The organism is Roseateles sp., from assembly GCF_039595295.1.
GTDB lineage: Bacteria > Pseudomonadota > Gammaproteobacteria > Burkholderiales > Burkholderiaceae_C > Roseateles.
In genome coordinates this window covers 18,681-43,326 of the sequence record NZ_JBCNLU010000026.1, presented here as the reverse complement: position 1 = coordinate 43,326, position 24,646 = coordinate 18,681, and the positions used below count along the sequence as shown (strand labels likewise).

The window sequence follows — 24,646 nt, the reverse complement described above, 5'->3', positions numbered from 1 at the left end:
CTATCGCCCCACATTCAGGGGTCAAGTCTTGCGTGGGGCCCTCACGCGAGGGTTCCGGCGGCTTGTCTTTTGTGCGGTCTTCGCCTAATTTGCAGACATGGCCAGGCCGCTACGCATTGAGTTTCCCGGCGCCGTCTATCACGTGACGACCCGCGGGGACGCCCCCATCTTCGCCGACGACGAAGACCGTCACGTCATGCTCGACCTCCTCGAGCAAGCCGCCCAGCGCTTCGACGCGCAGGTGCTGGCCTACGGCTTGGGACGAGATCACTACGAGCTGCTGCTGTTCACGCGGCAAGCGAATCTTTCGCGCCTGATGCGGCACCTCAATGGCGTCTACACCCAGGCGCACAACCGGCGCCACGGGCAGACGGGCCACGTGTTCCAGGGCCGCTTCAAGGCCGTGCTCGTGGACCGGGACCACCTGCTGCTCGACGCCTGCCGCTACGTCGAACTGATCGGACGTCGTTCGGGATTGGCCTCGTCGCCGTCGGCCTGGAAATGGAGCAGCCTTCAGGCGCACGCCGGCCAGGTACCCGCGCCCGATTGGCTGGAGGTCGAAGGCCTGTGGACCAACGTGCTGGGCCGGGCGCCGCAGAACGCCGCGGATCGCCGCAAGGCGGCGCAGCGCTATCAGGCCATCGTCGAGTCGGAGCCCGATCTCGATATCTGGGGTCAGCTGCGGCAGCAGATCTTCCTGGGCGATGCGTCCTTTGTTCAGCGCACCGTGCGGCTGAGCGAGCATCCCCCGCGCTCGCCGCGGATGCGCCGCTGGGGCGAGTGGCTCAAGAGCAGTGCCAGCCGCGAGGAGGCGCTCTATCGTGCCCACACCGAGGGCGGGCAGTCGATGACGGCGCTGGCGCAGGAACTGGGGCTGTCGGTCTCGCGCGTGAGCCGGCTGATCGCCGGGCACGAACGCCACCGATCCTGACGGGGCTCGTCATCGGCGCCGTGTTGCGCTCCCAAATGCAAAAGCGGCCCTGAGTGAACTGCACCCCAAAGGTTGGACGGCAATCGAGCCGTCGTCCGAATCAATGCAGCGCGCGGGCCGGCGCGGCGGGGCAGGGGGCGACGCCCTCGTCCAACTCGGCGGCTTCGTTCCAGGCGGCGGTGGTCAGCTCGCGGGCCGCACCCAGCTGGTGGCACAGTTCCGCGACGCCCAGCCCATCGGCCTGGCCTTCCGGCAGCGGCATCGCGTTGATCTCGGCCGGCAGGTCGGACAACGCGCCCAGCAGCTGGAACAGCAGTTCCAGATCAGGCGCGCCATCGGCGGTCTGTTGCTGGCGCGCCAGACCCAGGCTGCGGCAGAGATAGAAGCAGGCCTCGGCGGCCTGATCGCTCATCGCGTGGGACAGCGCCAGTTGCTCCAGCGCTTCGCTGCGGGCGGCCTGGGCGGCCGGGTCCGTCGACGAATCCCGCAACGCGTCCAGCGTGGCGGACTGCGGCGGCGCGAGCGTCGCGTCGTCGTCCATCAGCGGCAATGAAGATGCGGGTTTCTGGATCGCCATGGTTCAGCGGGCTTTCAACAACAGGCCGGATGCTAGTGACCCCCGGGCAAACGCGCCTCCCATGCTTCGGGGGGAGTGCTCGTCCCCGTGGGCATGAGCCTTCCGGACGGCGTGAACTTGTCACGAGGCGTGACACGATGGCCGCAGCTTACGGGCTTTCCCGCTGACCGTGCCAGCTTTGTTGCCGGATTACTTCTTTTTCTGGGGACGCGACCAGCCGGAAATCACGGTTTGTCGGCCCCGCGCCACGGCCAGGCTACCTGCAGCGACGTCCTTGGTGATGGTCGAGCCCCCGCCGATGGTGGCGCCGTCGCCCAGCGTGACCGGGGCCACCAGCACGCAGTTGGAGCCCACGTGCACGTCCGCGCCGATGGTCGTGCGGTGCTTGTTGGCGCCGTCGTAGTTGGCGGTGATGCTGCCCGCGCCGTAGTTGACCCGCTCGCCCACGATGGCGTCGCCCAGGTAGGCCAGGTGGTTGGCCTTGGCGCCCTTGGCCAGGGTCGAGTTCTTCACCTCGACGAAGTTGCCGATGTGGACTTCCGCGCCCAGCTGCGCGCCCGGACGCAGCCGCGCGAACGGGCCGATCAGCGCGCCCTCGCCGACGCTGGCGCCGGCGGCCTCGCCGTCGATGTGGGTGAACTCGTGGATGCGCGCGTTGGCGCCGATGGTGGCGTTGCGGATGACGCAGTTGGCGCCGATTCGAACGCCGTCGCCCAGCCTGACTTCGCCCTCGAAGACGCAGTTCACGTCGATCTCGACGTCCTGGCCGCAATGCAGCGTGCCGCGCAGGTCGAAGCGCGCCGGGTCGGCCAGCCGCACGCCGGCGGTCATGAGGGCTTCGGCCTGAGCCTGCTGATGGCGGCGCTCCAGATGCGCCAGTTGCGACGGGCTATTGACGCCCAGGACCTCGGTCTCGTCCGCGGTCTTCACGCCGACCACGGGCACGCCCTCGGCGACGGCCATCGCGACGATGTCGGTCAGGTAGTACTCGCGCTGGGCGTTGTCATTGTTCAACTGGCCGACCCAGCGCTTGAGCGCCTCGGTGGGGGCGGCCATGATGCCGGTGTAGCACTCGCGGATGCGGCGCTGCTCGTCGCTGGCGTCCTTGTGCTCGACGATGGCCTTGACCGCCTCGCCCTCACGCACGATGCGGCCGTAGCCGGTCGGGTCGGCGTACTCGATGGTGAGCAGGACCAGCTTGTCGCCGCCGCAGGCCTCGACCAGCGCGCGCGTCGTGGCGGTGCTGATCAGCGGGGTGTCGCCGCTCAGGATGAGCGTGGTGCCGCCGGCGGTCAGCGCGGGAACGGTCTGCTGGATCGCATGGCCGGTGCCGAGCTGCGGCTCCTGGCGGACGAAGCGGATGCCATCGCCGGCGATGGCGGCTTCGACCTGATCGGCGCCATGGCCGGTGATGACGATGCGGGCGTCGGCGGCCAGCGCGGCGGTGTTGTCCAGCACGTGGCGCAGCAGCGCGCGGCCCGCCAGTTTGTGCAGCACCTTGGGCAGGCGAGACTTCATGCGGGTGCCCTTGCCCGCGGCCATGACGACGATATTGAGCGACATAAGAAAAATCGCGGTTCCCTGTTGGAGAGACCGCGATTATCAGCCGTCGTCGTCACGGTCGGCGGACCAGGTCCGCAGTCCCGCCGATCGCCCAGCGCCTCACTTCGATGCCGTCGGGCCCGATCCCGGCAGTTGCACGCTGACGCGATGCGGCTCGGGGCGGGTCTGCGGGAAGTCGGTCATCGAGGCTTCGAACAGCGCGCCGATCAGCTCCTGGCCGCCCTCGGTGAAGCCGTCGTTGCTGGCGCGGGCCTCATACAGCGGCTCGTTGGTCTTGCGGTCGCGGATCAGCAGCGCGACCTCGCGGTCATAGCGGCGCTCCATCATCGGGTCGTTCGGGTAGGCGTAGCCCCAGCGGCTGTAATAGGGGCGCCAGGCCGGGCCGTAGCGCCACGAGAAGTAGCTGCCGTTCCATCGCCACCACATCGGGTCGTCCCAGGCGGCGTAGCCGGTGCGGGTCACGCGCGCGCCCAGCGACACGACCACGTCGGACGACTTGGGATCCGAGGCTTCGGTGAAGCCGGCCTTGAGCAGGGCGCCGCGGGCGGCGTCTTCCAGCGCCGTCTGGCCGGCCTCGTCGCGCTGCTGCGACGGGAGCCGCTCGAACGCGAAGCTGCCGGGCTGCCGGCTCGCGGGCCAGCTGCCGAAGGTCTGCGCGTCGGCGGAGACGGTATTCAAGGCGGCGCAGGCGGTGAGCGAGAGCAGGGCCGCCGCGCCCAGGCTGACGAGGGCCAGTCGACGATTCAAGGTGAACATACAGACCTCCGAAGTGATCGGGCCCTCACGCGGCTGCGCACGGGCTCGGTGGGACGATTGTGACCCTGTCGGTGGAGGCTTGTCTGTGAGCGCGGCGTAAGCCGCGCGTTTCAGTTCGATGAGGGCGCGATGCAGCAGCGATCGCGGGGCGATTCGCGGTCCCGGGCGATCACCGCTCGGCGGAATCCGCCGCCGAATAGGCCTCGCCCGCGTCGTCGACCGGCGCGGGGATGGCCGGGGCGGTGGCGGCCGGGCCGGGACGCACCAGCTGGATCGTGGCGGCGGGTGCGGGCGTGCCGCACTGCTCGTCCTCGTCGAAGGCGATGTCGCCGTCGGCGACCGGGGCGCCGGTGGCCTTGATGGTCTGGAAGGGGAAGAGCTCGCGATCCATCATGTGCGAGGTCACGATGTTGCCCATCGCGGTGAACATGTTGTCCACGCGGCCCGGGAAGCGCTTGTCCCAGTCCTGCAGCATGGCCTTGACGGTGGCGCGCTGCAGGTTGGGCTGGCTGCCGCAGAGGTTGCAGGGAATGATGGGGAACTCACGGTGCTCGGCCCATTGCTCGAGGTCGGATTCCTTGACGTAGGCCAGCGGGCGGATCACCACGTTCTTGCCGTCGTCGCTGACCAGCTTGGCGGGCATGCCCTTCATGCGGCTGCCGAAGAACATGTTCAGCATCAGCGTGGTGACGATGTCGTCGCGGTGGTGGCCCAACGCGATCTTGGTCGCGCCCAGCTCGCCCGCCACGCGGTACAGGATGCCGCGGCGCAGGCGCGAGCACAGCGAGCAGGTCGTTTTGCCCTCCGGCACCAGGCGCTTGACGATGGAGTAGGTGTCCTGCTCCTCGATGTGGAAGTCCACGCCGCGCGACTTCAGGTAGGCGGGGAGGATGTCCTCGGGGAAGCCGGGCTGCTTCTGGTCGAGGTTGACCGCGACGATGTCGAACTTGATCGGGGCGCGGTCGCGCAGGTTGATCAGGATGTCCAGCAGCGAGTAGCTGTCCTTGCCGCCGGACACGCAGACCATGACCTTGTCGCCGTCCTCGATCATGTTGAAGTCGCCGATGGCCTGGCCGACCTGACGGTGCAGGCGCTTGGACAGCTTGTTCATCTCGTGCGCGTGCTTCTTGGCGGCCGCATCGGCGGCCTGGGCGGCGGCCTGTTCGGGCGCGAGGGGCGCGGCAACGGCGGCGGCGATGGTGGCGGAGTCTTGGAGCGTGGTTTCGGTCGTCATGGGGTCACCATTGGCCGCATTCGGCGGAGATCGCGACTTGGCAGTCGGGGAAGATTTCGAGCTTGGTCACCTTGATGCGCACGCCCACCACGCCGGCCAGCTTCATGAGCCGGACGCAGAGCTTGCCCAGCAGGGCCTCAAGCAGATCGGTGTGTTCGGCGGTGCACTCGTCGATGATGATGGTGCGCACGCGGCGGTAGTCCAGCACGTGCCCGATGTCGGCATCGCGCGAGACGATGGTCTGGGCGCCGAGATTGACTTCGGCGTCGACCTGGATGGGTTGCGGTCCTTCGCGCTCGAAGTCGAGCACGCCGAGATTCGCGCCGAAGCGCAGCCCGGTGACGTGGATGACCTGGCGGTTGTTGCGGCGCAGCGCGGGCGGCGGCTGCGACTCGCGCAGCGGGCGCAGGAAGGCCTCGATCTGCTTGGCCGCGACCACGCCGTCGCCCAGCGCGGTCTGCACGCAGGGGTGTTGACGGCCGCTGGCGTCGCCGGCGACGAACAGGCCCAGCACGCCGAAGCGCGGTTCGTCGCGGAAGGGCTGCGAGGGGGCGGTGACGCCGGCCCGCTGCAGCGCGTCGGCGACCTTCAGCCAGGCCGAGGGCTCGGGCTCGTAGCCCAGCAGCACGGCGACGTGGTCGAAGCGCTCCGCGCCATAGGCCTTGGAGGTGACGCCGACCCCGCCCGCATCGGCGGCGACGACGGTCGGCAGGGTCTGCGCGGGACGGCGGCGCAGCGCGGGCGCGCCATCCAGCTGCTGGATCAGATGGCTCTGCGCGCGCCAGTCGGAGCGCGACCAGAGCGTGACCTGATGGCCGCGTTCGGACAGATAGAGCGCGTTCTCGATCGCGTTGTCGCCGCCGCCCAGCAGCAGCACCTTGCCGGGCGCGAGCTGCTCGCGGCGGGCGGTCAGCTCCAGCGCGTCCATCACGCGTTCGTGGCGCTGCTCGGGATAAAGCGGCGCGGGGTGGCGCGGCGTCAGGCCGGTGGCCAGCAGCAGCGAGCGGGCGCGCAGCGGCTGACGGCCGGCGGGATCAGAGGGGAGGTCGCCGTCGTGCCCGGTCGGTCCGTCGAGATAAAGCGTCCAGCCCTGGTCCGCTTGCCAGTCGAGGTGATGCAGGCTCTGGCCGAGCCGCGTGTGCACGCCGGGCAGGGCCTGGATGTGCGCGGCGTAGCGGTCGCCCAGGGCGGCCAGGGTCTCGCCCGGGGCGCCGAGCAGCCAGTCCTGGCGGTAGGTCAGCGATTGCAGACTGCCGCACAGGCGCGGGCCGTGCTCGATCAGGGCGACGCTCAGTCCCAGCTGCGCGAGCCAGCTGGCGGCGCTGCAGCCGGCGGGACCGCCGCCGATGATGACGGCGTCCACCACGGGCGGCAGGGCCTGCGGCGGGGTCGGCAAAGCGGCGATGACCTGGGCGTCGGACATGGGCGAGCAGGCGCGGGCGGCGCCGGGGCGGGATTCGGGGGAAACCCGCGATTATCCCGGATCGACCGTGGAAAGGGGGCGCGGCGGGCAGGAAAACCCCGAGGTGATTCCCCCCGCGAGGGGGCTGCGCCGTGATTTCCTGCTCCCCATAATCGACCGCACGAGAAGGCGCCCACGAGCGCCGCAGGATTCCAACGGGAGGGATTCATGCGGATGAAAACGATGAGCCGCGTCGGAGTGGCTGGTGTTTTCACACGGTCACCTGGACACGCCGACCGGTCCGGATTCGGGCGACGCGGGCGGCCAGTTCCTGACCAAGGCGGATGGCTCCAAGGTCATCACGCTGGCGGCGAACGCCCGCGACCAGGTGCGGGACGGACAGTTCCGCTGGCGCGGCATGAGGTATGCAGGCCGCAGCAAGGATGCGAACAAGATTGTTGTCTACAGCAATCAGCGCGGCGGCCGGAGTTGGGACGTGATGAGCCTGAATCTGGACACCAACGAGCGGGAGCTGCTCACCCCCAAGCATCCGGGCGAGGTGGAGCAATGGCTGGTGGACCAGGAGGGCATCCCCCGGGTTGCGGTCGTCACCACCGAGAAGGATGAGGAACTTCCTCCCGAGGAACGACTGATGCGGGTGATGATCCGCGACTCGCTGGAGGCGCCGTGGCGCGAGCTGGCGAAGTTCACGCGAGGTTCGGGCGAGCGCTGGCAGCCGGTGGACTTCGCGGAGAACAACCGCGATCTGATCGTGTCCTTCAATGGCAAGCGTGATACCTCCGCGCTTTACCGCTTCGACACGACCAAAGGCGAGATGGGCGAGCTGATCGCCGCGCATCCCCGCTACGACCTGGGCGAGACCGCCGAGGGCATGCAGGCGACGCTGCTCAAGGTGCGCAACAAGGTGGTGGGTCTGAGCTTCGATGACGAGACCGTCCAGACGGTCTACTTCGACGACCGGCTGGCGCGCCGTCAGCACATGCTGGAGAAGGCGTTCCCCGGCAAAGAGGTGTGGGCGCAGGACACCGACACCGACCTCGTGCTGGTGAGCGTGCAGAGCGACCGTTCGCCGCCGGTGTTCTATCTCTACGACGAGGCGCGCAAGACCATGCGCGAGTTCCTGCGTGCCAGCGAGACGCTGGACGAGCGACACCTCGTGGCGATGCGGCCCTTCCTGCTGAAGACCCGCGACGGGCTGGAGATCCCCAGCTACTACTTCCTGCCCGCGAGCTACAAGCCCGGTCAGAAGCTGCCGGTGGTCGTGCACATCCACGGCGGTCCGTTCGCGCGGGCCGACACCTGGGGAACCTCGGGCTTCGGCGTGCGCGAAGCGCAACTGCTGGCTTCTCGCGGCTACGCGGTGGTGCTGCCCAATTTCCGCATCACGCCGGGATTCGGAAAGAAGATCTATCGGGCCGGCTTCGGCGAGTACGGCCGCAAGATGTCCGAGGATCACGAGGATGCGGCGACCTGGGCGGTGCGGCAGGGCTTCGGCGATCCCAAGCGCATCTGCATCAGCGGGGCCAGCTATGGAGGCGCCGCAGCGCTGTGGGCGACGATCAAATCGGCGGACGTCTTTGCCTGCGCCGTCGCTGGGCTGGCGCCCAGCGATCCGCGCGTCCAGAACACCTCGGTCCAGACCGACTACGTCTACAGCAAGGGCGCGGTCGCGCACTGGAAGCGGGTGCTGGGCGTGAAGGGCGACGATTGGAGTGTGGCGGATGAGGTCGCTCCGGCACGCCACGCGGATCGCTCGCGGATCCCGATCTTCATGTATTCGGGCATGGACGATTACCGCGTGCCCATCGAGCAGACACGATTGATGGCCGACGCGCTGAAGAAGGCCGGCAAGCCGCCCGAGGTCGTCATGATCAAGATGGGCGAGGCGCACGGCTTCGGCAAGCTGGACAACCGGGTGGAGCTCTACACCGAGATGCTCAAGTTCCTGGCCCGCCACATCGGCGTGGGGCCGACGCCGGGCACGGGCGAGGGCGTCGCGGCGGCGGAGCCCGTTGCGAATCCATCGGCCAAGTGAACATGGTTCAGGCGCGGTAAAGCCCGCCGCGCCGGCCCTGTCACCCGAGGAAAACCCCGAGGCGATTCCACGTCAGCACGAACGGGAGCTTGACGCCCGCTCCCCATAATCCTGCGCTTGCCAGGGGCGAAACATGCCCCGGAGTCAGACGGAGGAATGCATGACGATGAAGACGATGGGCCGCGCCGGCTTGCGCGGTCTGGTGGCATTGACGCTGGCGATGACCGTCGCCGGCCTGGTGCAGGCACAAGGCGCGGCCGCCGCGTCCGACAAGGCCGCCGCCGCGAAGCAACCCCTGGCGCTGGCCGATTACCTGCGCCCCGCGCAGTACGCCCGGCCGCAGCTGTCGCCGGACGGGACCAAGCTGGCGGTGCTGGCACCCGTCGGCGACAAGCGCAACTTGGTGGTGATGGACGTCGCCACGATGAAGGTGCTGCAGCACTCGAGCTTCAGCACGTTCGACGTGATCAACTTCACCTGGATCGGATCGGACTGGATCTGGTTCACGCAGGGCCGGATCGACACGCCCACCGGGCCGGACTCGGCCGACGGCGGCGGCGAGTTCGTCACCAAGGCCGACGGCAGCAAGGTCATCACGCTGATGGCCAACGCGCGCGATCAGGCGCGCGACGGCCAGCGCCGCCTGCGCGGCATGTCCCTGGCCGCGCGCGGCAAGGGCAAGAGCGAGATCGTCGTCTTCAGCAATCAGCGCAGCGCCGAGAGCCAGGACGTGATCAGCATCAACCTGGACACCAACGAGCGGGTGATGCTGACGCCGCAGCATCCGGGCGAAGTGCAGGACTGGGTGCTGGATCAGGACGGCATCCCGCGGGTCGCCGTGCTCGGCACCAAGAAGGACGAGGCGCTGCCGCCCGAACAGCGCTTCACGCGCATCGTGATTCGCGACAAGGTCGACGGCGAGTGGCGCGAGATCGCCAAGTTCTCGCAGACCTCGGGCGCGCGCTGGATGCCGATGGCCTTCGCGCCCAACAACCGCGACCTGATCGTGTCCTATCGCGGCGATCGCGACACCACGGCGCTGTACCGCTTCGACACGACCAAGGGCGAGCTGGCCGAGCAGATCGCCGGCAACCCGCGCTACGACCTGGGCGTGACCGAGAACGTCGGCGGCGCCACGCTGCTGCGCCGCGATCGCAAGGTGGTGGGCTTCCGCTTCGACGACGAGACCCAGCAGACCGCCTACTTCGACGAGGGCATGGCGCGCCGTCAGGCGATGCTGGAGAAGTCCTTCCCCGGCATGGCCGTGTCGGTGCAGGACACCGATTCGAACCTGGCGCTGGTGGCGGTGCAGAGCGACCGCTCGGCGCCGGTGTATTACCTGTTCGACCAGGAGCGCAAGTCCATGCGCGAGCTGCTGCGCGCCAGCGAGAAGCTCGATGAACGCAACCTCGTCGCGATGCGCCCCTTCCTGCTGAAGACGCGCGACGGGCTGGAGATCCCCAGCTACTACTTCCTGCCCGCGAGCTACAAGCCCGGCCAGAAGCTGCCGGTGGTGGTGCACATCCACGGCGGTCCGTTCGCGCGGGCCGACGTGTGGGGGACGCAGACCTTCGGCGCGCGCGAGGCGCAGCTGCTGGCGTCGCGCGGCTACGCGGTGGTGTTGCCCAACTTCCGCATCACGCCGGGATTCGGCCAGAAGATCTATCGCGCCGGCTTCGGCGAGTACGGTCGCAAGATGTCCGAGGACCATGAGGACGCGGCGAAGTGGGCGGTGGCCGAAGGCTTCGCCGATCCCAAGCGCATCTGCATCGGCGGCGCCAGTTACGGCGGCGCGGCGGCCCTGTGGGCGACGATCAAGTCGGCCGACGTGTTCGCCTGCGCCATCGCTGGCGCGGCGCCAAGCGATCCGCGCATCCAGAACACCTCGACGCAGACGGACTACGCCGGCAGCGAAGGCGGTGTCGCGCACTGGAAGCGCGTGCTGGGCGTGAAGGGCGACGACTGGAGCCCCGCGGACGAGGTGGCGCCGGCGCGCCATGCGGACCGCTCGCGGATTCCGCTGTTCATCTACTCGGGTCAGGACGACCAGCGCGTGCCGATCGAGCAGACCCGTCTGATGGTCGACGCGCTGAAGAAGGCCGGCAAGCCGCCCGAGATGGTCATGATCAAGGAGGGCGAGGGCCACGGCTATGGCAAGCTTGAGAACAACATCGATCTCTACACCGAGATGCTGAAGTTCCTCGAGCGCCACATCGGCGTCGGCCCGACGCCGGGCACGGGCGTGGCGGCGGAGACGCCGGCCGCGGCGGCGGCGAAGTAAGCCGCCAGCCTGAACCGGAGCGCCGCTGACCGGCGCGCCGGATGCCCGAGGCGATCCGGCCTCGGGACTCATTCAAGCAACGACGCCTCGAATGCCGCGCGCTTCGAGGCGTCGTCGTTCGGGGCTTCAGAAGCACTCGTCCAATAGCAGGTGGAAGGCGAGCTTGCGCTCATCCAGCGTCTTCAGGCCGACGGGCGCATCGGGCTCGCCGATGCCGTAGGCGCTGAAAAAGGTCTGACGCAAGGCCGGGTCGAACTCGTCCAGGCAGTTGGAGAGGATCGCGAGATCGCGGTAGCGGTCGGCGATGCCGACGCGCCCCAGGTCGATGACGCCGACGACGTCGCCTTCGGCGCTCATGAGGAGGTTGTCGAGCGAGAAATCGCCGTGGCTGACGACGGGATCCTCGGCCAGCGGCAGCGACGCCTGCAGCGCTTCCCACACCTGCTGCGGCGTCCAGCCAGCGCGCTCGTCGTCGAAGTCGTCGGCATCGATCAGGCCGGCGTCGAGCCGTTGACGCGCAAGATCGAGTTGCAGTTCATGGCGCGCGTTAAACGGGCACGTGAACGCCGGGAGCTCATGCAATCGACGCAAGAAGCGGCCGATCGCCGCGACGATCTCCGGCGCGTGCTCGGGCTGATCGGACAGCCATTCGTAGGCGGTGCGGCCGGGCAGCGCTCGCGTGAGGAGCCAGGTCTTGCCCGAGCCGTCCGACCCGTCCGATGCTTCCCGCGCGCTTGGATCGCGGGGCGTGGCTTCGAAGTGCTCAATCGCCGGAACGGGCCAGCGGCCGCTGAGCCATTGCAGGCGTGCGAACTCCTCGGTGATCGCGAGGGCCGCGTCGCCGTCTGCGTCGGCATGCTTGAGATACAGATCCGGTGCGCCCTGGCGATGCAGGCGATGCACCGTCGCGCCGGCTTCACCCACCAGATTGCGGTGCCATTCGGCGCCGCCGAGTCGCATCGCCAGCGACGGCGGAAGGACAGGCGCCGTGGACGGCACTTCCCGCGCGCCGTCCTCAGGGTCGTCGTGATCGCTCATCTCAACGCCCCGGCGCATGGCACTCGAAGTGCAGCATGTCCAGCCATTGGCCGTTCAGCTCGAAGCTGCGCGTCGAGCGGCCGAACTGGCTGAAGCCGTTGCGCTCCAGCACCTTGATCGAGCCCGCGTTCCCCGCATGCGCCTTGGCTTCCAGTCGCAGCAGCCGCAGCTCGCCGAAGGCCTTGTCGAGGACCTGCTTCACCGCCTCTTTGGCGTAGCCCTTGCCGTTCTCGTCGGCAGCGATGCGATAGCCCAGTTCGCACGAGTGGTAGTGTTTGCGCTTGACCTGGATCAGGTTGATCCGCCCGACCAGCGCGCCCGCCTCGTCGCGCATCAGGAACTGGTAGCCGGTGTCGGCGGCGGCCTCGCGCTGCGCGGCGGCGATGGCGGCCTCGATGCCGCCGTCCGCGTAGAAGGCCGCAGGACGCGCGTTGATGCGGGATTCGAAGAAGGCGCGGTTGTCGAGCTCGAAGCGGCGCAGGTCCGCGAGGTCGCGATCGGAGACGAGATGCAGGCTCAGCATGGTCGGCGAGCATAGCGGGCCGGCATGTCCCGCGCCCATGTCGGAGGACACGCACAATCGCCGCCCATGAACTCAGCATCGCCCGATCTGTCCTCCCTGCGCCCGCGGCCCTCCGCGCGATTGCTCGTGCTGGATCCTGAGGGGCGACTGCTGCTGTTCCGCTTTGTCCACAGGACGGGACCGATGGCGGGACAGGACTTCTGGGCGACGCCCGGTGGCGGTGTGGAACCCGGCGAGTCCTTCGAGCAGGCCGCGATCCGCGAGCTGCGCGAGGAGACCGGCATCGTTGTCACGGATGTCGGCCGCTCGGTCCTGCGGCGCGACTTCGAGCTTGGGTTGCCGGACGGCGAGCGGGTGTGGGCTCAGGAAGAGTTCTTCGTCGTGCGCGTCGACAGCCAGACGCTGTCGCGCGACGAGTGGACGGCGCTGGAGCGGGAGGTGATGGCCGATCACCGCTGGTGGTCCATGGCGGAACTGAGCGCCACGACGGCGACCGTGTGGCCGCAGGACCTACCCAGCGTGCTGCGAGGGGCTTAACCCCGCACCCGCTTCCACAACCGCCATCCCAGCAGCACCGCCAGGATGCTGCCGTACACGATGGGCTCGGCGAAGTTGTTCTTGCCAGCGCGCATCCAGATGAAGTGCATCAGGCCGACCACCGCGATCACGTAGACCAGCTTGTGCAGCAGCTGCCAGCGCTTGGCGCCCAGCGCCTTGATCGCCCGATTGAACGAGGTCACCGCCAGCGGCACCAGCATCAGCCACGCGGCGAAGCCCATCAGGATGAAGGGCCGCTTGCCGATGTCGCGCAGGATCTCGGGCAGGTCCAGACTCTTGTCCAGCCAGCCGTAGGCCAGCAGATGCAAGCTGGCATAGGCGAACGCGAACAGCCCCAGCATGCGGCGGAAGCGCGCCAGCGCCGGCTGATTCGTCCAGTGGCGCAGCGGCGTCACTGCCAGCGTGATCCACAGGAAGCGCAGCGCCCAGTCGCCCAGGCCGCGGATCAGCGTCTCCGCCGGATTCGCGCCCAGCAGGTCCGCGAAGGCGCCGTAGACATACCAGCCCAGCGGCACCAGGCAGAGCAGGAACAGCACGACCTTGGCTGCCGGATGCAGCAGCGGATGACGCTTCGTCGACATCAGAAGTTTTTCTTCAGGTCCATGCCGGCATAGAGCTGCCCGACCTGGGCTTCGTAGCCGTTGAACATCAGCGTCGCGCGACGCTTGGCGAAAAGCCCGTCCTCGCCGATGCGGCGTTCGGTGGCCTGGCTCCAGCGCGGATGGTCGACCTGCGGATTGACGTTGGAGAAGAAGCCGTACTCCTGCTGTGCCGCCTTGGTCCAGCTGCTCACCGGCTGCTTCTCGACGAAGCGGATCTTCACGATGGACTTGGCCGACTTGAAGCCGTACTTCCAGGGCACCACCAGCCGCAGCGGCGCGCCGTTCTGATTCGGGAGCACCTCGCCGTACAGGCCGAAGGCCATCAGCGTCAGCGGATGCATGGCCTCGTCGATGCGCAGCCCCTCGACATAGGGCCAGTCCAGCACGTTCGAGCGCACGCCCGGCATCTGCGCCTTGTCGGCCAGCGTCGTGAACTCGACGTACTTGGCCTTGCCGGTGGGCTCCGCCTTCTTGAGCAGCTCCGACAGGGAGTAGCCCACCCAGGGGATCACCATGGACCAGCCCTCGACGCAGCGCAGCCGGTACACGCGCTCTTCCATCGCGGCGACCTTGAGCAGATCGTCCAGACCGTAACGGCCCGGCTTGGCGCATTCGCCCTCGATCACCACCGACCAGGGCCGCGGTTTGAGCGTGTGCGCGTTCTCCGCCGGGTCGCTCTTGTCGGTGCCGAACTCGTAGAAGTTGTTGTAGCTGGTGACGTCCTTGTAGGCCGTCAGCTTCTCCATCACCGTGGCGCCCGCGACGCTGCTGCGCGCGCCCGGCAGCTTGGGCAGCTTGCCGGGACCGGCGGTCTGGGCTTGCGCCTCGCCGCTCAGGCCACTCACGCCCAGGCCGACCAGCCCCAGCGCGCCCGCGCCCTTGAGCCAGTCGCGGCGGCTGTCGTAGACCTCGCGTGAGGTGATCTCGGAAGAGAGGATGCGCTGACCGTGGCGCGAGCGATGGAAGTGCATGGCGGACCTTCGGGGGAGGGAAGGGTTCGCACCTTACGCCTGCGGCCGCGCGTTTTGTTGAGCGTCCGCTTAAGTCCCCCGCCACCTACCCCGATCGAGGGGGCTCAGAGTGTCCCGTACGAGTGCAGGCCCGACAGGAACATGTTGACGCCCAGGAAGGCGAAGGTCGTGACCAGCAGCCCGATCAGCGCCCACCACGCGCCGACCACGCCGCGCAGGCCCTTGATCAGGCGCATGTGCAACCAGGCCGCGTAGTTCAGCCAGACGATCAGCGCCCAGGTCTCCTTCGGGTCCCAGCTCCAGTAGCCGCCCCAGGCCTCGGCCGCCCAGAACGCGCCCAGGATGGTCGCGATCGTGAAAAAGGCGAAGCCCAGCGCGATGGACTTGTACATCAGGTCGTCCAGCACCGTCAGCGCCGGCAACCGCGCCGTCAGCGGACCGCGCAGCGCCACGCTGAAGGCCAGGAATACCGCCAGCCCGGCCATCTTGCCGGCCCAGCCGTCCAGGCCGGCGAGCGTCTCCGGCGTCAGCGTCGCGCCGACGCGGAAGGCCAGCAGCACCGCCACCAGCCCCACCGGCACGCCGATCAGACCGATCACCAGCGCGCGCGGCGTGGCCGTCTTCAGCAGCGTCGCCAGCGCCACCATCGCGGCCATCGCGAAGCTGCCGTAGCCGATGAAGTTGGCCGGGACGTGGATCTTCATCCACCAGCTCTGCAGCGCGGGCACCAGCGGCTGGATCTCGTGCGCGTCGCGCGCCAGCGCGTACCAGGACAGGAAACCCACCGCGGCGCTGACCACCAGCATCACGTAGGCGCCCAGCGCACGCGTCTTGAAGCGCTGCTCGTAGTAGAGATACATCAGCGTCGTCAACCACGTGAACAGCACGAAGACCTCATAGAGGTTGCTCACGGGGATGTGGCCGATGTCGGGCGCGATCTGATGGCTCTCGAACCAGCGCACCATGGTGCCGATCAGCGCCATGCCCACCGCGCCCCAGGCCAAGCGCGAGCCGATCGCCTCGGCCGCGCTGTGACCGGCTTCCTTCTGGAAGAAGCCCATCCAGTAGAACAACGTGCTCATCCACACCAGCACGCTCATCCACAGGATCGCGCTCTGGCTGGACAGCATGTACTTGAGTAGGAAGACCTTGTCGCCCGCCGCCAGGTCGGCGCCGAAGTCGTCGGTCTGACGCAGATAGAGCTGGATCGCCAACAGCGAGGTCGCGCCCACGATCAGCGTCAGCGGACGCAACGGCCGCCAGAACCAGCCCAGCGCGATCAGCGCCGGCGCCGCGCAGGCCAGGATGCCCTTCTCGTAGACGTCCATGGACGCGTGGTAACGGCTGAAGGCGAAGCCCGCGCCCAGCAGCACCAGCGCCGCGAAGATCCAGTCGAAACGGTCGCGGACCTGGAAGTAGCCGCGCTTGCCGATGTCCAGCGTGCGCTGCACCGTGGCTTCACCACCCGCCGCGGGCAGCGCGCCCGGGGTCAGCGTGGAATCGGGAGAGAGGGTGGTCATGTCAGGCTTCCTCGTGCAGCAGGCGCTGCTTGAGCGCATCGAACTCGGCAGGCAGGTCGGGGGTCTCGCGATTGCTGGACAGGGCCATGCGCACGCGCGTCTGTTCGGTCCGGCCCGGTGCCGCCTCCAGCCACAGCCAGAGCCGGCGATCCTTGATGTAGAGCATCGCAAACACGCCGACGATCAGCAACACCGCGCCCAGATAGACCAGCATCCGGCCGGGGGCGCGAGTCACCTGGAAGACACTGGCCTGCACCTGCTGGAAATCGTCCAGCTGCAGCAGCGCCGGCGCCGGATAGAACATCGAGTCCGACAGCGACAGCACCGCCTGCGTCATGAAGGCCTGCGTCTGCTCGCTGGGGGCGGGCGCGGGCCGGCCCAGCTGCTCCTGCGCCAGCTTGTGCAGTTCGAACAGCGAGCCGTTGAGGATGCGCAACAGCACCTCCGAAACGCGCGCCCGCTCGGCCTCGGGCACCTCGCGCTCGATGAACTGCGACAGCGCCGGCAGGCCGCCGACGGCGGCGTCCTTGGCGGGCGCGTCGGCCTTCAGGCCCTCGGCGCCGGCGAACAGCGTCAGCGTGCGCAGCGCCGTCGCCTCCAGCTGCGCCTGCATCTGCGGACGGTCGCTGGGCGTCGCGCCCTGCGCGTAATGCTTGGCCGCGCGCAGCCGCTGCGCCGGATCCGCCAGCGCGCGGCGCATCGCCAGCCAGCCGTCGATCGAGTCCTTGTCGTCCACCGGCACGCGCAGGTAGCGGAAGCTGTCCGCCGGCGTGTCGCGCACGCCCAGCAGGATCACGCGGCGGCCGTCCAGCTCCACCGGGAGCATGTAGTTGTTGTACTCGCGCGCCTGACCGCTGGCGTCGCGCAGCTTGTAGCTGAACGAGGGGCCGACGTTGCGCAGCGACTTGTCGCCCGGGCCCTTGGCGCCCGAGCCCAGGTGCTGCTCCAGCCGGCCCACCAGATCGACCTTGCGCACGTCGGTCGCGCCCTCGGGCTTGCCGAAGTTCTCGACGTTGATCACGCGCAGGCCGCTGAACTCCAGGCCGTAGATCTCGCCGCCGTCGCCCTTGAGCGAGGTCGTGGCGCCGACGCGTCCGTCCAGGTCGCTGTCCTGCGCGCCCTGCAGCGGCCGCAGCTTGAGCTTGAGCTTGGAGCCGCCGTCCTCGAAGCTGCTCTGGTACAGCGTCAGGCCCTGGTAGGTGAAGGGCTCGTTGACCTTGACGGTCGCGGTGGTGCTCGTGCCGTCGCGGTCGTGGATGACGATGTCGCTGGCGAAGAGCTTGGGCATGCCGGTCGAGTAGTACTCGACGTTGAACTTCTTCAGCTCGACCTCGAAGGGGAGTTGCTGCACCACCACGCCGGTGGGCATGGTCAGCAGCGCCGAGGCCGAGCGGCTGCCCTCGGGCACGAAGAGATTGGCGCGGAAGCTGGGATTGGAGGGACCGATGCGATTGACGTCGGTCATCTCGTTGAGATCCGCGCCCTGATAGATCTGCTTGCCCTGGGCCCACATCACGAGCCGGCTGACCAGATCGCCGTCGAACAGCCCGCCCAGGCAGATCAGCACGATGGCCGAGTGCGCCGCCAGATAGCCGATCTTGTGGCCCGCGCCCTTGCGCGCGCCGATCATGACGCCGCCGTTGCGCACCTGCGCGCGCGCCTTCCAGCCTTCGGCCGACAGCCAGGCGCTGACCTGGCCCAGCGCCGCTTCCGGATTCATGTGCAGATAGCCCAGCGACTTGTGGCGGAAGGACTGGATGGCCTGCTCCCGCATCGACTCCTTGAAGCTCTTGAGGTCGCGCAGGATCTTGGGCGTGTGGCGCGCGATGCACAGGCTGGTCGACACGACCAGGAAGCCCAGCATCAGCAGGAACCACCAGGCGCCGTAGACCGTGTACAGGCCGACCTTGCCGAACAGCTCCGCCCAGAAGGGCCCGAACTGGTTGACGTAGTTGGTCATCGGCTGCGCCTGCTGCACCACGGTGCCGATCACCGACGCGATGCAGATCACCGTCAGCAGCGCGATGGCGAATCGCATCGAGGCCAGCAGCTCCATCGCGTCGTCCAGAGCGGCGCGGGCGGAGTTCAGGGCGGGGGACTTCTCGGACATGGCGGGGATTCTCTGTCGCGCGCGTGACGCTTCGGGCGAAGCGCGGCACCGGACGACGTAACCATCAATGACAAAGGCCGGTGAATGATCACCGGCCTCACAGGGGCTTGACGTGGAGGCGCGCCGCCGGGCGGATTCAGCGCAGGCCGGCGATGTAGTCGGAGACGGCCTTGATCTCCTTGTCGCTCAGCTTGGCGGCGATGGCCGCCATCTGCGGGCTGTTGGCCCGGTTGCCGGCGCGGAAGAGATTGAGCTGCTTCTCGGTGTAGGCGGCGTGCTGGCCGCCCAGCCGCGGGTACTGTGCCGGGATGCCGGAGCCGTTGGGGCTGTGACAGCCGGCGCAGGCGGGGACCATCTTGTCCGCGATGCCGCCGCGGTAGATCTTCTCGCCCAGCGTGATCGTGTCCTTGTTGGTCGCGAAACCGGGCTTGACCTGCTTGGTCGCGTAGAACGCGGCCACGTCGCGGATCTCGGCATCGGTCAGCAGCTTGGCTTGCGGACCCATCACGTCGTCCTTGCGCTTGCCTTCCTTGAACTCGTGGAGTTGCTTGACCAGGTAGTCCATGTGCTGGCCCTGGATGATGGGATAGACGGGTTGGCCGCGCGATCCGTCGGTGGCGTGGCAGGTGAAGCAGATCTGGGCGGCCTTCGCCTGTCCCTTGGCCAGATCGGGTTTGGTCTGAGCCGTTTGCGACTCGGCGGCCCAACTGGGGCCGGCGACAAGAACCAGGCTCGACAACAAGAAAGCGGCAGTCTTCATGAATGTTGAGGGGTTGGGTGAGCGCAGCCGGGGGATCTTACAATGCACCTCTTTGACGCCCCGCAGCGCGATGACCGATTCCAACAAGAAACCCGCCTCGGCGGCCTCAGGGAAACCCGCAGGCCGTGGCGCGGGGCGCGCCGCTTCGAAACCGCGCAAGCAAGGCCCCGGCAAAACCGGGATGCGCGCGGCCGCCAAGGCCCGCGACAAGGCGCGCGAGAAGGCCAAGGCGCAAGGCTTGACCCTCCCCGAGAAAGCCCCCGCCGCCGCGCAGACCCCGGCCCAGCAGGCCCTGGCCTGGGCGCACTCGGCGCGCTTCCTGACCACCGCCAGCCAGCTCAAGCACCTGCCGATCAACGGCATGCTGCCCGCCGAAGCGCGCGCCGCGATGGAAGCCCAGGCGCTGCGGGAGCTCGAGGCGCAGGACGGCGAGGGCTTCGACGACCGCCCCGACGGCGCTGATGCGGAGGGGATCGACAGCGGCCTCGGGCAAGACCTGCCCCCGCGCCAGCTGCCCGAGATCGCCTTCGTCGGCCGCTCCAACGCCGGCAAGTCCACCGCGATCAACACGATCGCGCAGCAGAAGCGCCTGGCCTTCGCATCCAAGACGCCGGGCCGCACGCAGCACATCAACCTGTTCGCGGTCGGCCCGAAGGACGCGCCGGATGCGCTCTTCGCCGACTTGCCCGGCTACGGCTACGCGGCCGTGGCCCGCGATGCCAAGCTGCGCTGGCAGCGCGTCATGGCCGACTACCTGAGCGAGCGTGAATCGCTCTCCGGCGTGGTGCTGATGGTGGACTCGCGACTGGGTCTGACGGATCTGGACAAGCAGCTGCTGGAGTTCGTTTCCGACCGCGTCACCGCCGGCGAGATCAGCCTGCTGCTGGTGCTGACCAAGGCCGACAAGCTCAACCGCAAGGAAGGCGCGGCCGTGCTGGCGCAGGTGCAGAAGGACATCGCGGTCCTGGCCACCGAAGACTCGGACATCGGCATCACGCTGTTCTCCGCGCTGAACAAGCAGGGCGTGGGCGACGTGGCCGAGCTGCTCTACGAATGGGCCCACCGCGAGCCGGTGCAATACGTCGAGGATGACGAGGCCGATGAGGGAGAACAGAGTGAAGAGGGCGATCAGGCCGATGACGCCCCGGACGCTGCCGCCGCCGCGCCAGTCGATCCGGACGATCAGCGCTGAGGCTTGGTCGCTGAGGATTCAGGAGGCCGCCGCAAGGCGGCCTTCGCCATTCACGGGCGTCCGATGAAGACGTAGAACGCGGTGCCGCCGCGTGGCGCGTAGCCGATGCCCACGTACAGCGGGCCCAATCCCGTGTCCGATCCCAAGAACACGCTGCTCGCGTAGCGCAGGTCCTTGAGGCTGATGTCGCGCCGCGAGGCCCAGGCGTTGCCCGCCTCCAGCGTGCCGCCGACGAAGAAGCCGCGCGACAGGAACGGCGTGTCGTTGAGTCGCCGGTAATACGTGGCCCGCGTGAAGAGCAGCGCGTTGCCGCTGAGCTGATTCGGCTGGTAGCCCGACAGCTGGTGGAAGCCGCCCAGCGTGTCCCCGCCCAGGCCCGAGTCGTCGGGCTGTTGCGCCGCCACGCCGCGCGCGTAGAAGCTCAGCGTATGGCCGCCGAAGCTGCGTACCGCCGTCCCGTCCAGGTTCAGCCGCAGGAAGCGGCCGCTGCTGAGGTTGCGGTTGTCCTGCCGGCCGCCCGAGGCGTCCACCGTGAAGCGGTAGCCGTGCTGCGGGAAGTTGGCGAAGTCCAGCTGGTCCACCACGGTGCGCAGGCGGATGCCGCGCTCATAGCTGGTCCAGCGCAGCTTGCCGAGTTCCGGCGTCGAGATCGCCGTGGTGATCAGGTCCGGCTTGGCGTAGCGGATGCGCGAGATCACGCCCAGCCGCACCTCGCCCCAGCGGCCCCAGGGCTGGCCCAGGTCGAAGCCGATGGTGCCGTCGCGCCGCACCAGGCGCGCCTGGCCCAGGCTGTCCAGGTCGCGGTTGCTGTCGTCGTAGATGATCTGCTTGCGCTGGTTGGCCTCGGCCCAGGCGCTGACGAACCAGTCGTCGGCGATGCCCAGCTTGATGCCCAGCGGGTGATAGAGCTCGGTGTACAGCCGCGGCGTCTGGCCGATGGTCAGCTGGTTGCGCCATTCGGTGCCGGTGTCGGTCAGCCAGTGGCGGTTGTGGCTCAGCCGCAGGTTGAAGAAGCTGTCCCCGCCCGAGTCCGTCGACAGATCCATGCCGATGCGGAAGTAGTTCGGCCCCCAGGGCTTGTCGTCCATGTTGAAGACCAGGGTCTCGCCCTCGGCACGCTGCTCGACGTGATAGTCGACGCGGTCGTAATCGCCGCTGGAGGACAGGAAGCGCATGTCGCGCTCGGCCTTCTCGTTGTTGAAGGGCTCTCCGGGCTTGGACTCGAGCTGGCTGCGCAGCCGCTCGGGGTTGGTCAGGTCGCTGCCCTCGAGCTTGACCGCCGCCAGCATCACCGACGGCGTCTTCAGCCCCAGCCGGCCCAGGCGCCAGTCGGCGTAGGTCTTGTCGTCGACGGCATAGGCGCGCAGCTGCGGGAGCAGCGCCTCGGCCGCGGCCTCGCCGGCCTTGATGAAGTCGCGCACCTTGTCGAAGTCGCCCGAGGTCAGCTTGCCCAGCTGCGGCGTGACCAGCAGGTCCTCGCCCGCGGTCATGCCGGCGATGGAGCGCTGCACGTTCTGCTCGGTGAGGATGTTGATCATCTGCGCCGTCAACCCGATCAGCGAGTTCAGCGAATCCCGCCCGCCCACCGGCGTGCCGACGTTGACCGCGATCAGCCGGTCGGCGCCCATCTCGCGCGCGACGTCGATGGGCAGGTTGTTGACCAGGCCGCCGTCGCCCAGGATGCGGTCCTCCCATTCGACCGGCGCGAAGATGCCGGGCACGCTCATGCTGGAGCGCAGCGCCAGCGCCAGGTCGCCCTCGGCGAGCACGCGCTCGTGGCCATTCTCCATGTCGGTGGCGACGGCGCGGAAAGGCGTGGGCAAGCGGTCGAACTGGCGCACGTTGCGCACCGGCAGCGTCAGGCGCCGCAACAGCGCCTCCAGGCCGCGGCTGGACAGCGTGCCGGTGGGCACGCGGACCTCGCCGTCACGCAGACCGAACTCGATGGTGGCGGAGAACTCGAAGTCCTCCTCCTTGCGGCGCTGGGACAGATCCTGGCGGTCGACGCGGCTCGCGAACAGCCGGTCCCAAGCGATCTTGGAGAGCTCCCGATCCAGGTCCTCGGCCGACATGCCGCTGGCGTAGAGGCCGCCGATGATGGCCCCCATGGACGTGCCGGTGATCACGTCCACGGGAATGTGCTCGCGCTCCAGCACCTTGAGCACGCCCACATGGGCCAGGCCGCGCGCGCCGCCGCCAGACAGCACCAGACCCAGGCGCGGGCGCTTGGCCTGATCGGCCGCGGGCGCCGGCACGGGGCCGGGCGGGGGATTGGGTGGGACGGTCTGGGCCTGCGCCGCGGGCAGCGTCAGCGCCGCGACCAGAAGCAGGCCGGTGAGGCGAAGGCCGCGAACGCGGCGGTCGGCGCGAGGAACAGCAGGCATGGGACGCGGGGCGGAACAGCGGTCGGGCGGTCAATGCGGAGCGCGCCGGCACGAGGCCGGGCGGGCGCATTGTGACCGAGCCGCGCTCAGCCCGCGCGGTCCAGATCCTGCATCAGCGTGCCGATGGCGCGCTGCAACAACGCCTCTTCCTCGAGGCGCGTGATCAGGCCGTTGGCCACCAGCTGTTCGAGCGCGCCGCGGGTCATCGAGTGGCGCTCGTCGGGCATCTGGCCGACGAACAGGAAGAGCTGACGGCTGTCGCTGATCCAGGCCACCTGGGCGGTGATCCATTCGCTCTGCAGGAACAGGTGGTACCAGCCGCCGATCTGCACGCTGGCGATCCAGTCCTGCAAGGCGGCGCGAGCATGCGGCGAGTGCTCCTCGCTGTACAGCGCGACCGGCACCGTCGGCAGCTGACCGCGGTCCACGCGCTCATGCGCCCAGCGGGAGGGCAGTTGCGATTCGCGCTCGTCGAGCAGCTGCTGCAGCACCTCCTCGGGCGTGAGGGCGGGGCCCTTGGGCGCCGGCGCAGGCGGTGCCTCGGCCTCCTCCACGGCGGGCAGGCCGCGCAGCACGCGACCATGCTGGCGCATCAGCTCGTCCATGAAGGCCTGGCGCTGGATCTGCGGAAGCGCGATGGAATCCATGCCCTGGTCCAACGCGCGGATCAGCGCCGGCAGCTGCGCGCGCAGGCGTTGGCGGCTGGCCTCGTCCTCATGCGGCTGCACGCTGTGCAGCAGCGCGTCGACCAGCTCGATGGTGGACTGCGCGTGCACCGCGTCGCGGCCGTGCTGGACCATGGCCTGGGCGATCACCTCCACCCAGGGGCCCAGCAGAAAGCGCCGCATCAGCTTGCCGGCATGCGCGTCGTCGAGCTGGTGCTGGAGCTGGTCGCGCAGCATGCGCTTCCACTCCTGGCGGCGCTGCTCGCGGTCGAGGCGCTCCAGCGCCACGGCGCTGCGCTGGCCGCGGGCTTCGGCCTCGGCGCGGATGTGGGCGTCGACCTGCACCAGCGCCTGCTGGAACTGCAACGCCGACGGATGGGCCGAGTCCAGCAGCGGCTGGATGGTTTTCTCGAGGAAGCTCAGGAAGGCGCGCAGGTCGGCGTCGTCCGGGCGTTGGAAGCCCGCGCCGTGCGCGGCGATGCGGTTCAGCAGCAACCAGGTCGGATGCTCTTGACGGCGCAGCAGGCTGGCGTCCTCGCGGGACAGTCGCACGATGGCGACCTGCAGCCGGCCCATCAATACCTTGAGCGGCGGCTGCAGGCGGTCGTCGGCCAGGATCTGGTCGTAGAGCCGCGACAGCAGGTCCGAGCCCGGCGCGCCGGTCCCCGGGCCCAGGTGCATCGCCACCGGCGGCGTCGCCGCAGGCGCGACCGCCGGGGGCAGCGACGCCGCGCGGGTGTTCATCAGGTCCAGCTTGAGGGCGACCTGGTCCAGCGTCGCGGCGGGCGTCGGCGCGGGGGTGGCGCTCTCGGTCAGCGTCTTGAACTGGCGCTGGCGCAGGTCGGATTCCTTGAGTGCGCTGCCATGGCTGGTCAGCAAGCCGCCCAGCTGGGCTTGGCGCAACTCGGCGCAGAGCTGTGCATAGATCGGCTGCAGCTTGATCGCCAGCGGGTGCGCGGCGATGCGCATCAGCGCGGCGCGGCCTTCGGGATCCAGGTCCACGCCCTCGATCGCGCGCGACAGCGCTTGCGCGAAGACGGCGGCGCGTAGCGGGTTGTCGTTCTTCAGCGGGCGGGCGATGCCGCGCAGTGCGGCGAAGAAGTTGCCCAGCTGATGCAGCTCGGCACGGGAATGGTCCTCGATGGCGGTGATGACGTGTGCGATCGCGACGTCCTTCAGCGCCTGGCTCTCGTCCACCAAGCTGAGCTTGAGGTCGCTGAAGTCAGCCGCGGCGGGGCGGTCGCGGTGCAGCGGATCCCGGCCCGTGCGGGCGACGGCGAGCAATTGGTTCAGCGACGCCTCCAGGTCGGGGGCGAACTGCGCCCGGCGCTTGGACCAGCCGGCCAGCAGCTGATGGTGCTCCAGGCGGCTCTTGAGCTCATCCTGAATGCCGTTGTAGAGCGCATGCGACAGCGCCGGGACATGGGCCAGGGCGGCGTCGACGATGGAAGCGAGGGAGGGATGGGGCGATGGAACCATCTTGGTGTTCAATTTTCGGCCGCATTATGAGCGCCCCTTGTTTC

General features: G+C 68.7%; 19 protein-coding genes and 1 pseudogene. 5 read left to right on the top strand and 15 right to left on the bottom strand.

Going from position 1 to position 24,646, the window contains the following annotated elements:
- Nucleotides 1–97: 97 nt before the first annotated feature.
- The gene (locus tag ABDW59_RS17680; protein WP_343631441.1) at nucleotides 98–931 is read left to right on the top strand and encodes a transposase; all 834 of its coding nucleotides are present in this window, start codon (nucleotides 98–100) and stop codon (nucleotides 929–931) included.
- A gap of 100 nt (nucleotides 932–1,031) precedes the next feature.
- On the opposite strand, the gene ABDW59_RS17675 is transcribed toward ABDW59_RS17680, so the two are convergent.
- The 6 genes and pseudogenes from ABDW59_RS17675 to ABDW59_RS17650 form a co-directional block, all read right to left on the bottom strand.
- A complete protein-coding gene (locus ABDW59_RS17675) occupies nucleotides 1,032–1,508 on the bottom strand; it encodes a hypothetical protein (RefSeq protein ID WP_343631439.1) in 477 nt (158 codons plus the stop codon).
- Between the two features lie 189 nt (nucleotides 1,509–1,697).
- Nucleotides 1,698–3,071, bottom strand: a complete 1,374-nt coding sequence (glmU, locus tag ABDW59_RS17670; RefSeq protein ID WP_343631437.1) for a bifunctional UDP-N-acetylglucosamine diphosphorylase/glucosamine-1-phosphate N-acetyltransferase GlmU — start codon at nucleotides 3,069–3,071, stop codon at nucleotides 1,698–1,700.
- A 99-nt stretch (nucleotides 3,072–3,170) separates the two neighbouring features.
- Complete coding sequence (locus ABDW59_RS17665) at nucleotides 3,171–3,827, bottom strand: DUF4136 domain-containing protein (RefSeq protein ID WP_343631435.1); 657 nt, start codon at nucleotides 3,825–3,827, stop codon at nucleotides 3,171–3,173.
- Between the two features lie 169 nt (nucleotides 3,828–3,996).
- Nucleotides 3,997–5,061 carry a tRNA 2-thiocytidine(32) synthetase TtcA gene (gene ttcA, locus ABDW59_RS17660; protein WP_343631433.1) on the bottom strand — a complete coding sequence of 355 codons (1,065 nt, stop codon included), beginning with the start codon at nucleotides 5,059–5,061 and terminating at the stop codon, nucleotides 3,997–3,999.
- Nucleotides 5,062–5,065: 4 nt separating this feature from the next.
- Nucleotides 5,066–5,434, bottom strand: coding sequence for a dihydroneopterin aldolase (locus ABDW59_RS17655; protein ID WP_343631479.1), 369 nt, complete (start codon nucleotides 5,432–5,434; stop codon nucleotides 5,066–5,068).
- Between the two features lie 87 nt (nucleotides 5,435–5,521).
- Nucleotides 5,522–6,484 (bottom strand): annotated as a pseudogene (locus ABDW59_RS17650) (FAD-dependent oxidoreductase); the annotation flags it as partial.
- Between the two features lie 244 nt (nucleotides 6,485–6,728).
- On the opposite strand from ABDW59_RS17650, the gene ABDW59_RS17645 reads away from it, so the two are divergent.
- Nucleotides 6,729–8,519 carry an alpha/beta fold hydrolase gene (locus ABDW59_RS17645; RefSeq protein WP_343631431.1) on the top strand — a complete coding sequence of 597 codons (1,791 nt, stop codon included), beginning with the start codon at nucleotides 6,729–6,731 and terminating at the stop codon, nucleotides 8,517–8,519.
- Between the two features lie 160 nt (nucleotides 8,520–8,679).
- Nucleotides 8,680–10,800: an alpha/beta fold hydrolase gene (locus ABDW59_RS17640; RefSeq protein WP_343631429.1), complete on the top strand. Its 2,121-nt coding sequence runs from the start codon at nucleotides 8,680–8,682 to the stop codon at nucleotides 10,798–10,800.
- A gap of 126 nt (nucleotides 10,801–10,926) precedes the next feature.
- On the opposite strand, the gene ABDW59_RS17635 is transcribed toward ABDW59_RS17640, so the two are convergent.
- On the bottom strand, nucleotides 10,927–11,838 hold the full coding sequence (locus tag ABDW59_RS17635; protein ID WP_343631427.1) for an APH(3') family aminoglycoside O-phosphotransferase: 912 nt from the start codon (nucleotides 11,836–11,838) through the stop codon (nucleotides 10,927–10,929).
- Nucleotide 11,839: 1 nt separating this feature from the next.
- The gene (locus tag ABDW59_RS17630; protein ID WP_343631425.1) at nucleotides 11,840–12,361 is read right to left on the bottom strand and encodes a GNAT family N-acetyltransferase; all 522 of its coding nucleotides are present in this window, start codon (nucleotides 12,359–12,361) and stop codon (nucleotides 11,840–11,842) included.
- A 66-nt stretch (nucleotides 12,362–12,427) separates the two neighbouring features.
- Here ABDW59_RS17630 and ABDW59_RS17625 point away from each other — a divergent pair, with 66 nt between their 5' ends.
- Nucleotides 12,428–12,898, top strand: coding sequence for an NUDIX domain-containing protein (locus ABDW59_RS17625; protein WP_343631423.1), 471 nt, complete (start codon nucleotides 12,428–12,430; stop codon nucleotides 12,896–12,898).
- Here the strand turns inward: ABDW59_RS17625 and ABDW59_RS17620 are convergent.
- The 5 genes from ABDW59_RS17620 to ABDW59_RS17600 all read right to left on the bottom strand — a co-directional run bounded on the left by ABDW59_RS17620 (nucleotide 12,895) and on the right by ABDW59_RS17600 (nucleotide 18,882).
- Complete coding sequence (locus tag ABDW59_RS17620; RefSeq protein WP_343631421.1) at nucleotides 12,895–13,500, bottom strand: protein-methionine-sulfoxide reductase heme-binding subunit MsrQ; 606 nt, start codon at nucleotides 13,498–13,500, stop codon at nucleotides 12,895–12,897. The genes ABDW59_RS17625 and ABDW59_RS17620 overlap by 4 nt on opposite strands.
- Nucleotides 13,500–14,492: a protein-methionine-sulfoxide reductase catalytic subunit MsrP gene (gene msrP, locus ABDW59_RS17615; RefSeq protein WP_343631419.1), complete on the bottom strand. Its 993-nt coding sequence runs from the start codon at nucleotides 14,490–14,492 to the stop codon at nucleotides 13,500–13,502. Before msrP ends, ABDW59_RS17620 begins: the two co-directional genes overlap by 1 nt.
- 104 nt (nucleotides 14,493–14,596) lie before the next feature.
- Nucleotides 14,597–16,012, bottom strand: coding sequence for a c-type cytochrome biogenesis protein CcsB (ccsB, locus tag ABDW59_RS17610; RefSeq protein ID WP_343631417.1), 1,416 nt, complete (start codon nucleotides 16,010–16,012; stop codon nucleotides 14,597–14,599).
- 1 nt (nucleotide 16,013) lies between these two features.
- On the bottom strand, nucleotides 16,014–18,122 hold the full coding sequence (locus ABDW59_RS17605) for a cytochrome c biogenesis protein ResB (RefSeq protein ID WP_343631415.1): 2,109 nt from the start codon (nucleotides 18,120–18,122) through the stop codon (nucleotides 16,014–16,016).
- A gap of 136 nt (nucleotides 18,123–18,258) precedes the next feature.
- Nucleotides 18,259–18,882: a c-type cytochrome gene (locus tag ABDW59_RS17600; protein WP_343631413.1), complete on the bottom strand. Its 624-nt coding sequence runs from the start codon at nucleotides 18,880–18,882 to the stop codon at nucleotides 18,259–18,261.
- 472 nt (nucleotides 18,883–19,354) lie between these two features.
- Here ABDW59_RS17600 and yihA point away from each other — a divergent pair, with 472 nt between their 5' ends.
- Nucleotides 19,355–20,074: a ribosome biogenesis GTP-binding protein YihA/YsxC gene (gene yihA / locus ABDW59_RS17595; protein WP_343631477.1), complete on the top strand. Its 720-nt coding sequence runs from the start codon at nucleotides 19,355–19,357 to the stop codon at nucleotides 20,072–20,074.
- Between the two features lie 50 nt (nucleotides 20,075–20,124).
- On the opposite strand, the gene ABDW59_RS17590 is transcribed toward yihA, so the two are convergent.
- Nucleotides 20,125–22,458, bottom strand: a complete 2,334-nt coding sequence (locus tag ABDW59_RS17590) for a patatin-like phospholipase family protein (RefSeq protein ID WP_343631411.1) — start codon at nucleotides 22,456–22,458, stop codon at nucleotides 20,125–20,127.
- A gap of 86 nt (nucleotides 22,459–22,544) precedes the next feature.
- Nucleotides 22,545–24,602, bottom strand: a complete 2,058-nt coding sequence (locus ABDW59_RS17585) for a DUF1631 family protein (protein ID WP_343631409.1) — start codon at nucleotides 24,600–24,602, stop codon at nucleotides 22,545–22,547.
- Nucleotides 24,603–24,646 lie beyond the last annotated feature (44 nt).

Bases quoted from the DNA above. Each gene is read 5' to 3' on its own strand.
- ABDW59_RS17590 (WP_343631411.1), bottom strand. From the start codon at position 22,458: ATGCCTGCTGTTCCTCGCGCCGACCGCCGCGTTCGCGGCCTTCGCCTC.
- ABDW59_RS17600 (WP_343631413.1), bottom strand. From the start codon at position 18,882: ATGAAGACTGCCGCTTTCTTGTTGTCGAGCCTGGTTCTTGTCGCCGGC.
- ABDW59_RS17620 (WP_343631421.1), bottom strand. From the start codon at position 13,500: ATGTCGACGAAGCGTCATCCGCTGCTGCATCCGGCAGCCAAGGTCGTG.
- ABDW59_RS17665 (WP_343631435.1), bottom strand. From the start codon at position 3,827: ATGTTCACCTTGAATCGTCGACTGGCCCTCGTCAGCCTGGGCGCGGCG.
- msrP (WP_343631419.1), bottom strand. From the start codon at position 14,492: ATGCACTTCCATCGCTCGCGCCACGGTCAGCGCATCCTCTCTTCCGAG.
- ABDW59_RS17630 (WP_343631425.1), bottom strand. From the start codon at position 12,361: ATGCTGAGCCTGCATCTCGTCTCCGATCGCGACCTCGCGGACCTGCGC.
- ABDW59_RS17625 (WP_343631423.1), top strand. From the start codon at position 12,428: ATGAACTCAGCATCGCCCGATCTGTCCTCCCTGCGCCCGCGGCCCTCC.
- ABDW59_RS17635 (WP_343631427.1), bottom strand. From the start codon at position 11,838: ATGAGCGATCACGACGACCCTGAGGACGGCGCGCGGGAAGTGCCGTCC.
- ABDW59_RS17640 (WP_343631429.1), top strand. From the start codon at position 8,680: ATGACGATGAAGACGATGGGCCGCGCCGGCTTGCGCGGTCTGGTGGCA.
- ABDW59_RS17585 (WP_343631409.1), bottom strand. From the start codon at position 24,602: ATGGTTCCATCGCCCCATCCCTCCCTCGCTTCCATCGTCGACGCCGCC.
- ccsB (WP_343631417.1), bottom strand. From the start codon at position 16,012: ATGACCACCCTCTCTCCCGATTCCACGCTGACCCCGGGCGCGCTGCCC.
- glmU (WP_343631437.1), bottom strand. From the start codon at position 3,071: ATGTCGCTCAATATCGTCGTCATGGCCGCGGGCAAGGGCACCCGCATG.
- ABDW59_RS17680 (WP_343631441.1), top strand. From the start codon at position 98: ATGGCCAGGCCGCTACGCATTGAGTTTCCCGGCGCCGTCTATCACGTG.
- ABDW59_RS17675 (WP_343631439.1), bottom strand. From the start codon at position 1,508: ATGGCGATCCAGAAACCCGCATCTTCATTGCCGCTGATGGACGACGAC.
- ABDW59_RS17605 (WP_343631415.1), bottom strand. From the start codon at position 18,122: ATGTCCGAGAAGTCCCCCGCCCTGAACTCCGCCCGCGCCGCTCTGGAC.
- ttcA (WP_343631433.1), bottom strand. From the start codon at position 5,061: ATGACGACCGAAACCACGCTCCAAGACTCCGCCACCATCGCCGCCGCC.